Raw genomic sequence first — 13575 nt, 5'->3', positions numbered from 1 at the left:
GGAAACAAGAAAAACGGAGGAAAACGAACAAAAAAGTGAAGTTTTTCCTCCGTTTTTTAGTTTAATTCGTTTTTTTTGTTAATTTTGCACCCGAATAATAAAAGCGTAATTAAATATGAAGACAAACTTCAGACCGGCGTATATAAAGGACTTTGCTGCTTGCTGGAAAGTCATCGACCAGGCTCGCCAAAGTATGATAGAATCGGGACGTCACCAATGGACTGAGGAATATCCATCAGAAAAAGACATCAGAAAAGACATAGAAAATGGCAACGCCTTCGTTCTGACAGTAAACGAAGAGGTAGTTGTCTATGGAGCAGTCATATTGAATGGTGAACCCAAATATAAGAAATTAGTAGGCAACTGGATTACTGATGGCGATTATTATGTAATACATCGCTTTGCCACGTTGCCTAGTTTCCAGCGTGAAGGTTTGGCGCGTATTTTCATCAGTAAGGTGAACAGCATGTGCGAGGTAGAAAAAATACCTAGCATCAAGGTTGACACCAACTTTGACAATACGCCGATGATTAACCTTCTGTCTTCGATGGGTTTCTGCATCTGCGGACGTGTAAACTATGGAGGAAACAGAGGTCAGCGTTTCGCCTTTGAAAAACTCTCCATAGCCATGGAACCTGCAGAATAATTTCTTACCATCGAAAAACACAACATTTGATAAACATCCTCAAACATTCATTATGGAAGAGAAACTATTGCAGATGAAGAGCTTGGTTGAAAGACTCAACCAAGCTTCGGATAGTTATTATAACGGAAAAGGCGAACTCATGACCGACTATGAGTGGGACGCCCTTTTCGACCAGCTCAAGAGATTGGAAGAGGAAACAGGCGAAATTCTGCCTGACTCCCCTACTAATCGCGTGTCAGAAGATTCTATCGTAGGAAAGAAAGAGGAGCATGAATTTGCCGCCCTCTCTCTGGCAAAGACCAAACAGGTAAGTGATCTTGTAAAATGGGCAGAAGACCGCCCTATCTGGATTTCATGGAAACTGGACGGACTGACCCTCGTAGTAACCTATGACGGCGGAAAACTCACCAAAATCGTTACCCGCGGTAACGGACACATCGGCACCAACATTACCCACTTGGCTCCAGCCATTTCAGGCATTCCTGCTACCATTTCAGAGAAAGGACATCTTGTAGTAAGAGGAGAAGCCGTCATTTCGTATACTGATTTCGAACAGTTCATCATCGAAAGCGAAGGCGATTACGCCAATCCACGAAACCTCGCTTCAGGCTCACTCACGCTGAAGGATATTGATGAGGTGAAGCAGCGCCACATCCAATGGATTCCGTTCACCCTGGTTTATACTGAGCGGGAACTTACCTCATGGGGCGAACGCATGCAGATGCTGAAAGACCTGGGAATGAATCCTGTAGAACGAGAGCGTATTGACCACCCTACCACAGAAAATATCCAGCTGGAAATAGACAAGTTTACGGAGAAGGTGACAAGCAAGAAGAATCCTTTCCCGGTAGACGGACTGGTGATTTGTTACGATGATACGGCTTATGCAGCTACGGGGTCGGTTACAGGCCACCACGCTACGAGGGCAGGATTTGCCTTCAAATGGCAAGACGAGCATGCAGAGACAGAACTCGACCACATCGAATGGTCGTGCGCAGCCAGCACCATCACGCCTGTAGCTGTTTTCAAACCGGTAGAACTGGAAGGAACCACCGTGCAGCGTGCCTCGCTCTGCAATGTAAGCGAATGCGAGCGTCTGGGCATTGGCGACAAGGGAACCAGACTGCAGGTCATCAAGGCCAATAAGATTATCCCGAAGGTAATCAATATTACAGAGGTTGTGGGGAGTTTCGTCATTCCCAACGAATGTCCGGTCTGCCATGCTCCTGCCGTAGTGCGTGAGAGTGAGAGCGGCACCAAGACTCTCCATTGCACCAATGCAGCCTGCCCAGCCAAACAACTTAAGAAATTTGCCCGCTTCGTCAGCAAGGAAGGAATCAATATTGACGGAATCTCAGAACAGACTGTCTGGAAATTCATCAATCATGGTTTTATCAGGGAATATGCAGATTTCTACAAACTGAAGAATTATGCGTTCGAGATTTCCTGTTTCGAAGGATTTGGCAAGAAGAGCGTAAGCAATCTTCTGGAGAGTGTAGAGAAAAGCCGCCATACTGACGGCCGTCATCTGCTCTACGCCTTGAATATTCCGCTCTGCGGCGGCGATGTGGCTAAAAAACTGCTCAGCCGTTTCAAGGTGAAGGAACTGATAGAAACAGCGCGCCTGAGCATGTTTGATGATGAGTTTGCAAGCATTGATGGCATTGGACCTGAAAAGAGTGCCAAGTTTATCGCCTGGTTCAAGGACGATATTCATTTCCAGCATGTGCAGCATCTGCTGTCCGAGCTGATTATCGAGGAGCAGGAGCCTGTAGAAACGGGAAATAAATGCCAAGGGCTGACTTTCGTCGTAACGGGAGATGTGTATCATTACAAGAACCGCAACGAGCTGAAGGCTTATATTGAAAGCCAGGGCGGCAAAGTTACGGGAAGCGTGAGCAAGAGTACTAACTTCCTGATTAACAACGATGCAGCTTCGCAGAGTTCGAAGAACAAGAAAGCCCATGAACTCAATATTCCAATCATTACTGAGGATGAGTTCATAGAAAAGTTTCAGGAGTAAACAAGTGAATAAAGCGAAATAAAAAGCGAAAGCCAGATTCCGGATTACGGACTTGGCTTTCTCTTTTCTAGTTTTAAGAACCTGCAAATTCTCTGTTATTATTCTCCCAGGAACTGACCCATGAAGAGAATGGCGCCACTGTTACGTTCTGTAATGAAATAAACGAATGGGCGGTTGGCATGAAATTCTACACGTTTCATCTCGTTAGGATCCAGTGAGGTCAGCATCACAGCAGCAGTTACGGCAGCAGCCTTTGTTCCACGCTCGCTTACCTCAATCTTTGCCTTCTGCAACATCTTCGATACGTAGAAGCTGCCATTGGCAAAACGGCTGAAATCTGCCGTACCTGGCTGGAAGATGCTTGGAGCTCCCAATTTACTGATAATCTGGTTGAGCGACAAATCCATCTCTGTGGTAAACTTAGGGAATTTTAAATCTACCTGGCAACGGTCCATGTCATTACTCAACTTCTGAAGTTTATCAGCATTCATCTCCTTCATCACCTCGCTGATGCTCTTGCCAGCCTTAGGAAGAAGAACGGTCATCTGATAACTTCCATTTCCGTATGGCAGCTCTACAGCCTGCAACATATCATTTTCAGTATAGGCAAACTTCTTGTTCTGGTGCATCATGTTCACCTTCTTAATATCGCGGGTGTAACCGCTGAAGTTCTCGAGGCGGGTGTTCTTCGCATCAAACTTCTCCTGCCAGATTCCATTAAAATAAATAGCATTCAGAAGGTAAGAAACGGCTGCAGGGTCTACCTGGTCGATGATGCTAGGAATCATGCCTTTAGTCTGCTTCTTGCACCAGTCATTAATACGAGTGGCAGATTTAGGAGAGGTAAAGTCCATGCTCTCCACGCCAGCCTGATAAGAATCGGCCACGGTGTGAGCGAAATCGCTGTTCAATGTGAAATTCTTGTTGATAGCGATAAAGTTGGCAATATTTACGGTTGTCTGCTTGTCGAGCTTGCCAGCCGAAAGCATCAGCGCCTTATAACAGTCGTTGAGTTCCTTCACGCTCACGCCCTCGCAACCGATTGCCTTCAGAATCTCCTGCTGAGTCATGCCGTCGGCACCATTTGCAAGCATTCCCATCAGATAGGCGATACTCATTGGCGAAACCACCTCAGAATCCATGCCGCTGATCTGCTGATAGAGTCTGAAAGCGAAATCATTATTCTTCTTCACGATGTTCTGCTGAGCCTCTGAGAGAATAAGATAACTCTCGTCCATTTCCTCATCTGCTGACGGACGGGCAGCCTCTGCCTCCGTTATCTTCTCAGCCTTTGTTGCGTTCTCATTCTGTGCATTCTTGCTAGTGCTGCAAGAAGTCATTGCCATTGCAGCTGAAGCTAAAACAGCTGCACTAAATACTTTCTTGTTCATATTTCTCTAATTTATTAGTTCATTTTAATGACTCAACGCTCCTGAACCCAAAGGGACTGTTCCTCTTTAAAAGGCAGTTCCCGAATCGGAATCTGAATCGTGAGTTCTGAAGATAAAATGAAAAATCGGCTAATCCTTGCACGGGAAAAGCCGATTTTACTATTTCTTAACAAAAACATCTATGTTCATTACAAAAAAATCAATGCAGCGGTGCCTCTTCCGAAGGTCTGCCAGGCTTTATTCTGAGATGATATCTGTTTCCATCATATTCCACGCGCATGATGTTCGTCCTGTTGGTCTTCATCTCATCGCTCGAATGAGCTACAAGATGTTCGTATAGATCGATTGCCACATGACCCATCGTTCTGCGCAGATTGATTTCAATGCAAGGAACCACGCCCAGTCCGGTTCTGTTTTCGTCCTCACCTTCCTGATTCAGCACAGCCTCGCAGAATTCATCCTTCTCCCCTTTCGTGCAGATCATCATGTCAACGCCGAACGGACCACTGTAAATATCCTTCAGCGCCGGCTCCATTACCTCGATGATGCGCTGTCTGATTCCGACAAGCTGCGCCTCGCTAATGAGCGGTTTCATCATTTCCACCTTATCATCTTCAGAGCAGAGCACATTGCCCGAATAGGCGTTCTTGATCGTATCGAAGAGCGAAAGACCGCGATAGAGCACCTTACCGTCTTTCATTTCAAACTCCATGGCGAAATCTCTCACCTTATTATATAAAGGTTCTACGGTTACGCCGCCCTGATGATAAATCATGTTTGCCACCCATCTTTCGAAGGTAGGATAATCTCCGGCTGTTCTGAAGTCCTCAGCACTTACATATTTCACTCCCCTCCCGCTGCTGCTCCAGGGAGCCTTGACAACAGCTTTGCCGTGCTGGAGAATAAGTTCTTTGACGCGGGTCGTCTCAGTAACATATTCCACGCCTCGCTGCAGATGAAGGGCAGCCCATTGCCTGCTGCTCACCTCGCGTACCTTATTTAATAAAGCATCAGTCGGCAACATAATCTCCGGCATTCCCAAACGCTCCAACTCACCTTTCAGCGACAGGTTCCATCCCCAGGGATGAACACTGTCCAGAAATTCAGTCTTGAGCAGATGCTTCAGCTGAGGCTTGGTGATGAACTCAACCTTGCTGTTCAGTTCAGCCCCAAAATGGCGCACCCTGTTCTTCGCAAAATCAATATCATCCACAAGTACGAGGTCGCCCTCTCCCGCCCAAAGAGCCGGAATGAAAGCAAGATCACTTCTAAGTTGTCTACCCGCATGAGGCGCGGTGAACTGTTTCAGATTTGCAGCCAAAGCCAAATCATGTTCTGGATTGAAAATATATAACTTCATGGTGCAAAGATATAAAGAAAAGTGCAAAAAAGGGCAGAAAATCCCCATTTTTACTTAGACAAGTGCTAAATAATGAAAAAAAAGTTACTTTTTGCTATCTAGAGTTTGCAAATTAGAAATATTTAATTACCTTTGCATCGTAAAAACAATTAGAAACGATATAAACTCATGGAAGAAGCATTCTTCAGAACACATACATACCTCGTAGAGCATACGGACGCACCAGTAAGACGCACTCTGATGGACGAAATCGACTGGAGCGACCGTTTGATTGGCATAAAGGGAACACGCGGTGTAGGTAAGTCTACATTCCTCCTTCAATATGCCAAGGAGCACTTTGGCCCTACTGACCGCAAGTGCCTGTATGTGAATATGAACAATTTCTATTTTCAAAGCAGAGGAATCGCAGATTTTGCCGGTGACTTTGTTCGCCACGGCGGCAGAACCCTTCTCATCGACCAGGTCTTCAAGCAGTCGGACTGGAGCAAGGAGCTGCGCAAATGCTACGACCTCTATCCAGAGTTAAGAATCGTGTTCACAGGTTCCAGCGTGATGAGACTGAAGGAAGAGAATCCTGAGCTCAATGGAATCGTGAAAAGCTATAATTTGCGAGGCTTCTCTTTCAGAGAGTTTATCAACCTGCAGACTGGCAACAGTTTCCAGCCATATACACTCGATGAAATCTTGCGCAATCACGAGCACATCATCAAGCAGATACTACCTAAGGTGAGCCCGATGAAATACTTCCAGGACTACTTGCATCATGGATTCTATCCATTCTTCCTGGAGAACCGCAACTTCACAGAGAATCTACTAAAGACAATGAACATGATGACCGAGGTAGACATCCTCCTCATCAAGCAAATCGAACTGAAATATCTCACCAAGATCAAGCGGCTCTTCTATCAGCTAGCTGTAGAAGGTGCCAAGGCTCCCAACGTGAGCCAGCTTGCCGAAGAGATCAACACCAGTAGAGCTACGGTAATGAACTACATCAAGTATCTTGCTGATGCGCGACTCATCAACATGATTTACCCTACCGGGCAGGAGTTCCCAAAGAAACCATCCAAGGTGATGATGCACAACTCCAACCTGATGTACGCCATCTATCCTATCAAGATAGACAAGCAGGAGGTAATGGAAACATTCTTCGTCAACTCGGTCTGGAAAGACCACAAGGTAAGCCAGACCGGCAAGGACCATTACTTCATTGTAGATGGTGAGAAGAAGTTCAGAATCTGCGATGCGCAATCTCCAAACAAGGTGCGCAACAATCCCGACATCATCTACGCCCGATACAATACCGAGGTAGGCAAGGACAACAGGATTCCGTTATGGCTTCTGGGGTTCCTTTATTAGGGAATGTTGAATGTGGAGTGTTGAATGTTGAATTGCCTAACGGCATCAGCATGAAGACACATAAGGGCGCAAGCCTAACTCAACACTCAACATTCAACACTCAACATTAGAATAAGAACATTAGAATAAGAATGAATTAAATACAAAACATTTTTAATATTTTATCTAAAAGTAAAATGGCTAAAGAGAAAAAATTTATCACTTGTGATGGTAACACAGCTGCCGCACACGTAAGCTACATGTTTACTGAGGTTGCTGCTATCTACCCTATTACTCCATCATCACCAATGGCGGAGCATGTAGATGAATGGGCTGCCAAAGGTCGTAAGAACCTTTTCGGTCAGCGAGTTTCTATCCAGGAAATGGAATCAGAGGCTGGTGCTGCCGGTGCAGTTCACGGTTCTCTCCAGGCTGGTGCCTTGACTTCAACTTACACTGCTTCTCAGGGTTTGTTGCTGATGATTCCTAACATGTACAAGATTGCTGGTGAGTTGCTCCCTTGCGTGTTCAACGTATCAGCTCGTACATTGGCTTCTCACTCACTTTGTATCTTCGGTGACCACCAGGACGTAATGGCTTGCCGCCAGACAGGTTTCGCTATGTTCTGCTCAGGTTCTGTTCAGGAGGTTATGGACCTCTCTGCAGTTCCTCACTTGGCTACATTGGAGACAAAGGTTCCTTTCATTAACTTCTTCGACGGTTTCCGTACTTCTCACGAGTACCACAAGATCGAGGAGATGGATATGGAAGACATCCGTCCATTGGTTAAGGATGAGTTCATCGAGGACTTCCGTAACCGTGCTTTGACTCCTGAGCGTCCTGTTACTCGCGGTACCGCTGAGAACCCAGAGACATTCTTTACTCACCGTGAGGCTTGCAACACTTACTACGATGCAATCCCTGAGGTAGTAGAGAAGTACTGCCAGGAGATGACTAAGATCACTGGCCGTGAGTACCACCTCTTCAACTACTATGGTGCTGAGGATGCTGAGAACATCATCATCCTGATGGGTTCTGCTACAGAGCCAGCTCGCGAGGCTATCGACTACTTGAACAAGCAGGGCAAGAAGGTTGGTATGGTTGCAGTTCACCTGTACCGTCCATTCTCTGTTGACTTCCTGAAGAAGGTTATCCCAGCTACTGTTAAGCGCATCGCTGTTCTCGACCGTACTAAGGAGCCAGGTGCAGAGGGTGAGCCATTGTACCTCGACGTTAAGTCAGCTCTCTACGATGACGAGCGCAAGCCATTGATCGTTGGCGGTCGCTACGGTCTCGGTTCTTCTGATACAACTCCAGCTAAGATCGTTGCTGTATTCAAGAACCTCGAGTTGCCACAGCCAAAGAACCACTTCACTGTAGGTATCGTTGATGACGTTACATTCACTTCTCTCCCAGAAGAGGAGGAGATCCCAATGGGTGGCGACGACTTGTTCGAGGCTAAGTTCTACGGTTTGGGTGCTGACGGTACTGTTGGTGCTAACAAGAACTCAGTTCAGATTATCGGTAACAATACTAACAAGTATTGCCAGGCATACTTCTCTTACGACTCTAAGAAGTCTGGTGGTTTCACCTGCTCTCACTTGCGTTTCGGCGACAGCCCTATCCACAGCGCATACCAGGTAAATACTCCTAACTTCGTAGCTTGCCACGTACAGGCTTATCTCCACATGTACGATGTAACACGTGGTTTGCGTAAGAACGGTTTCTTCCTGTTGAACACTATCTTCGACGGTGAGGAGTTGGTTAACTTCATCCCTAACAAGGTAAAGCGTTACTTCGCTCAGAACAACATCACTGTTTACTATATCAACGCAACTAAGATTGCTCAGGAGATTGGTCTCGGTAACCGTACCAACACCATCCTCCAGTCTGCATTCTTCCGTATCACAGAGGTTATTCCTTTGGATCTCGCTGTAGAGCAGATGAAGGCATTCATCGTTAAGTCTTACTCTAAGAAGGGTCAGGACGTTGTTGACAAGAACTTCGGCGCTGTTGACCGTGGTGGTGAGTACAAGCAGTTGACAGTAGATCCAGCTTGGGCTAACCTCGCTGACGATGAGGCTAAGGAGGATAACGCTCCAGCATTCGTTAAGGAGCTCGTTCGTCCTATCAACGGCCAGGCAGGTGACCTCTTGAAGGTTTCTGACTTCGTTAAGCACAACACAGTTGACGGTACATGGCAGAACGGTACTTCAGCATTCGAGAAGCGTGGTGTTGAGGCATTCGTACCAGTATGGAACGTAGAGAACTGTATCCAGTGTAACAAGTGTTCATTCGTTTGTCCTCACGCAGCTATCCGTCCATTCGTATTGACCGACGAGGAGCTTGCAGGCATCGAGGGTCTCGAGACTCAGGATGTAAAGGCACCTAAGGCTTTGGCTGGTATGCACTTCCGCATCGAGACATCAGTACTCGACTGTCTGGGTTGTGGTAACTGTGCTGACGTCTGCCCAGGTAAGAAGGGTGAGAAGGCGTTGACAATGGTTCCATTCAACGTAGACGCAGAGGATATGATCAAGGAAGCAGCTAATTGGGAGTACCTCGTACACAAGGTAGCTTCTAAGCAGGATCTCGTTGACATCAAGCAGAGCCCTAAGAACTCTCAGTTCGCTCAGCCATTGTTCGAGTTCTCTGGTGCTTGCTCTGGTTGTGGTGAGACTCCATACGTTAAGTTGATTTCTCAGCTCTTCGGTGATCGTCAGATGATTGCTAACGCTACTGGTTGTTCTTCTATCTACTCAGCTTCTATCCCATCAACTCCATATACAAAGAACGCTAAGGGTCAGGGTCCTGCATTCGACAACTCATTGTTCGAGGACTTCTGCGAGTTCGGTCTCGGTATGGTAATGGGTAACAAGAAGATGAAGGAGCGTATCGCTCACTTGCTCGAGGAGGCTAAGGCTAGCGAGAAGGTTTCTGCTGAGTTCGTAGCTGCTGCTGACAAGTGGATGGCTAACATGAACGATTCTGAGGGTTCTAAGGAGGCTGCTGCAGAGTTGAAGCCTCTCATCGCTGCTTGCGCTGAGAAGGGTTGCCCTATCTGCAAGGAGCTCAAGACTTTGGATCACTACCTCGTTAAGCGTTCACAGTGGATCATCGGTGGTGACGGTGCTTCTTATGATATCGGTTACGGTGGTCTCGACCACGTATTGGCTTCTGGTGAGGATGTTAACATCCTGGTACTCGATACTGAGGTTTACTCTAACACTGGTGGTCAGTCTTCTAAGTCTACTCCACTCGGTGCTATCGCACAGTTCGCTGCTCAGGGTAAGCGTATCCGTAAGAAGGATCTCGGTTTGATGCAGACTACATATGGTTACATCTACGTAGCTCAGGTAGCTATGGGTGCTGACAATGCTCAGACATTGAAGGCTATCCGCGAGGCTGAGGCTTATCCAGGTCCATCACTCATCATCGCTTACGCACCATGTATCAACCACGGTTTGAAGCGTAAGGGCGGTATGGGTCGTTCACAGCACGAGGAAGAGTTGGCTGTTGAGTGCGGTTACTGGCACTTGTGGCGTTACAACCCACTGTTGGCTGATGAGGGTAAGAACCCATTCACACTCGACTCTAAGGCTCCTAACTGGGAGAACTTCCGCGACTTCCTGCTCGGTGAGGTTCGTTACCTCTCTGTACAGAAGGCATTCCCTAAGGAGGCTGATGAGCTCTTCTCTCAGGCAGAGAAGATGGCTAAGCTCCGTTACCAGACTTACGTTCGTAAGAGCCAGGAGGACTGGAGCGAGCAGATCTAATCTAGCGAGATTTCAATAGGTTAAATATATAATCTCCGAAGACCTTGGTTGCGTTCTGCAATCAAGGTCTTTTTTGTTTAAAAATGCTCCATATTCATGTAAAAATTGGAAATAAGAGATGAAACATAGGGAAAAATCATGATTTTAAAATTGAGTTCTTTAGGGGCAATTTAGAATACTTTTGTTAAGAAAACAGAACATTCACATGTGGTATAAGACGGGCTGAAAGCCCAAAAGCTCTTAGGCCAGGGCATCGCCCTGGGTAATTATGAACTTCTGCCCTTTCAGGGTGTATTGGGTAATTTCAACCGTACAGATCGAACTATTGCGGATTTTTAATCCGCTAAAAGAAACGGAGCAAGAAGCGCAATCAGACTGAGCAATGTAAATTATCCTTACCTACCCAAAACAGAAACCAAAAGAGGCAAAAATCAGTGCTTTTTAGTGAGTTTTCGAAGAAAAAAAGCAAAATATGAGGGGTAGGATGATGTTTTAACCCCTCTACTAAGAGTGAAAAATGCACCTCCTCTGACTCGAAATCATGCTCCAAAGGTAGGTATTTTTGACAAATACAATGAATTGGGATATAGGAAATGAGTACCTGAGCGGTACAGCGTGCAGTATTCCACACCAGAATATGTAGATTATTATTATACACATACAAATAAAGCACAACTTACATAAACTTTCGTAATCATCTCATATACAAGCAATTTAGAACTATCAAATACACTAACAAACAACCAATTCAAGCATTACACTTAGTGGGTCATTAGGTCAAAGTCATTTAGGGTCATTATGTTTTCCGAGAGTAAAAAAGTCACTATAGATATATATAAATATATATTTATATATACTATAGCAGCAAAGTGACATTTACTTTTTCAAATGACCCTAAATGACATTGACACCAAATGACCCCTTTTCATTTCTTCAGCTACTTCCGAGTCTTTTTCTTGCTTTTCATTGTTTCTGTAACAAAGTTCAGCTAGAAAACCAATAGAAATCAGTATCAATCAATCACTTACACTACTTCTCCGAAAGAAAGTCAGGGTAAAAGCTTGCATTCTGCCCAAAAATGTTGTATCTTTGCACCGGCAATCGAAAGAACAGCCTTTTGTGCCTTGCTCAGGTCTTCTCTTAAGACCAGCACGGGTCATAAATGATGGCAGGCGCTGGTCATCAATGAAGACCCCGAAAACGGCAGGAACGGGGCATTCTGGGGAGTTGCTTAAAGAAACAAAAATTTGAACAAGAAGAAAATAATATGATTACAGTTGATGGATTGACCGTAGAATTTGGCGGCACCACCCTATTCAAAGACATTTCCTTCCAGATCAACGAGAAGGACCGTATAGCCCTGATGGGAAAGAATGGCGCAGGAAAGAGCACCTTGCTCAAGATTATCGCCGGTGTGAGAAATGCTACTCGTGGCACCGTTTCCGCTCCCAAGGATTGCGTCATCGCCTATCTGCCTCAGCATCTGATGACCGAAGACGGCAGAACCGTATTCGAGGAAACCTGTCAGGCGTTTGCCCATCTGCACGAAATGCAGGCTGAGATTGACCGCATCAACAACGAGCTTACCACCCGTACCGATTACGACAGCGATGATTACATGCAGCTCATTGAGAAAGTATCCTCTCTCTCAGAGAAATTCTACGCCATCGACATGACTCATTTCGAGGAAGATGTAGAGAAGACGCTGCTCGGTCTCGGTTTCGAGCGCTCTGATTTCAACCGCCCTACAAGCGAGTTTTCGGGAGGATGGAGAATGAGGATTGAGCTGGCAAAACTGCTCTTGAAATCGCCAGACGTACTGCTGCTCGATGAGCCAACCAATCATCTCGACATTGAATCCATCGGCTGGCTCGAAGACTTCATCATCAACAGTTCGAAAGCAGTAGTTGTCATCAGCCACGACCGAAAATTCGTTGACGACATTACAACAAGAACCATCGAAGTAACCATGGGCCGCATCTACGACTACAAAGCCACTTACAGCCAATATCTGGAACTGCGTAAGGAACGCCGCGAACAGCAGATGAAGAAATATGAGGAACAGCAGAAGATGATTGCTGAAACCAAGGACTTTATAGAACGCTTCAAAGGCACTTATTCTAAAACCTTCCAGGTGCAGAGCCGCGTGAAGATGCTAGAGAAACTGGAACTTATCGAAGTGGATGAAGAAGATACAAGTCGCCTTCGACTCAAGTTCCCGCCGAGCCCACGAAGCGGTGCTTATCCGGTTCAGATGAGCGATGTGGCGATGTCGTTTGATGACAAGAAGATTTTCAGCGGCGTGAATCTTACCGTAGAAAGAGGCGACAAGATTGCCTTCGTGGGAAGAAACGGAGAGGGTAAGTCAACGCTTGTGAAATGTATCATGGGTCAGCTTCAGAACGAAGGAAAGTTGGAATTGGGACATAATGTGCAGATAGGTTATTTCGCCCAGAACCAGGCTTCTCTGCTCGATGGCGAACTTACCGTATTCCAGACCATTGATGATGTTGCCAAAGGTGAAATCCGCAACAAGATACGCGATTTGCTCGGAGCCTTCATGTTTGGCGGAGAGGATTCTACCAAGAAGGTGAAAGTATTGTCGGGAGGTGAGCGCACCCGCCTTGCCATTCTCAAACTGCTGCTGGAGCCGGTGAATCTGCTGATTCTCGATGAGCCTACCAACCACCTCGACCTGAAGACCAAGGATGTGCTGAAGCAGGCATTGCTCGATTTCGACGGAACGCTCATCGTAGTTAGTCACGACCGTGATTTCCTCGATGGTCTTGTCAGCAAGGTTTATGAGTTCGGTCATGGTCGCGTCCGCGAACATCTCTGCGGCATTTACGAATTCCTGGAATCGAAGAAGATGGAAAATCTTCAGGAACTGGAGAAGAAACAATAACCCCTATTCTATTGTTTTCTTATCAAAAAATATTTCAAGCATAAAACAAAAGTCCTGATGTTTCAAACAAACGAAACATCAGGACTTTATTCTTTCTATCTATTCGGAAAAACCATTCCCGAAAAATTCTATTCGG

At 46.0% G+C, this 13575-nt stretch carries 7 protein-coding genes; 5 read left to right on the top strand and 2 right to left on the bottom strand.

From position 1 onward, the window contains the following. The first annotated feature begins 115 nt into the window (after window positions 1-115). Both FO447_RS04595 and ligA read left to right on the top strand, forming a co-directional pair. Complete coding sequence (locus FO447_RS04595; RefSeq protein WP_006846667.1) at window positions 116-646, top strand: GNAT family N-acetyltransferase; 531 nt, start codon at window positions 116-118, stop codon at window positions 644-646. 52 nt (window positions 647-698) lie between these two features. Next, window positions 699-2669 (top strand): NAD-dependent DNA ligase LigA, encoded by a 1971-nt coding sequence (ligA, locus tag FO447_RS04590; protein WP_200757909.1) that lies wholly within the window; start codon window positions 699-701, stop codon window positions 2667-2669. Between the two features lie 98 nt (window positions 2670-2767). On the opposite strand, the gene FO447_RS04585 is transcribed toward ligA, so the two are convergent. Both FO447_RS04585 and FO447_RS04580 read right to left on the bottom strand, forming a co-directional pair. Further along, complete coding sequence (locus FO447_RS04585; protein ID WP_200757907.1) at window positions 2768-4060, bottom strand: serpin family protein; 1293 nt, start codon at window positions 4058-4060, stop codon at window positions 2768-2770. 199 nt (window positions 4061-4259) lie between these two features. Next, window positions 4260-5420: a hypothetical protein gene (locus FO447_RS04580; protein ID WP_200757905.1), complete on the bottom strand. Its 1161-nt coding sequence runs from the start codon at window positions 5418-5420 to the stop codon at window positions 4260-4262. Window positions 5421-5588: 168 nt separating this feature from the next. On the opposite strand from FO447_RS04580, the gene FO447_RS04575 reads away from it, so the two are divergent. The 3 genes from FO447_RS04575 to FO447_RS04565 all read left to right on the top strand — a co-directional run bounded on the left by FO447_RS04575 (window position 5589) and on the right by FO447_RS04565 (window position 13439). Further along, window positions 5589-6779, top strand: a complete 1191-nt coding sequence (locus tag FO447_RS04575; RefSeq protein WP_117727939.1) for an ATP-binding protein — start codon at window positions 5589-5591, stop codon at window positions 6777-6779. A 176-nt stretch (window positions 6780-6955) separates the two neighbouring features. Next, window positions 6956-10534, top strand: a complete 3579-nt coding sequence (gene nifJ, locus FO447_RS04570; RefSeq protein ID WP_200757903.1) for a pyruvate:ferredoxin (flavodoxin) oxidoreductase — start codon at window positions 6956-6958, stop codon at window positions 10532-10534. 1267 nt (window positions 10535-11801) lie between these two features. Then, window positions 11802-13439, top strand: a complete 1638-nt coding sequence (locus FO447_RS04565) for an ABC-F family ATP-binding cassette domain-containing protein (RefSeq protein ID WP_117727937.1) — start codon at window positions 11802-11804, stop codon at window positions 13437-13439. The last annotated feature ends 136 nt before the right edge of the window (window positions 13440-13575 follow it).

Origin of the sequence: Segatella copri (assembly GCF_015074785.1) — a bacterium.
Lineage (GTDB): Bacteria > Bacteroidota > Bacteroidia > Bacteroidales > Bacteroidaceae > Prevotella.
Note: the sequence above shows the minus strand (reverse complement) of the source record. Positions and strands in the feature narration are given on the sequence as shown.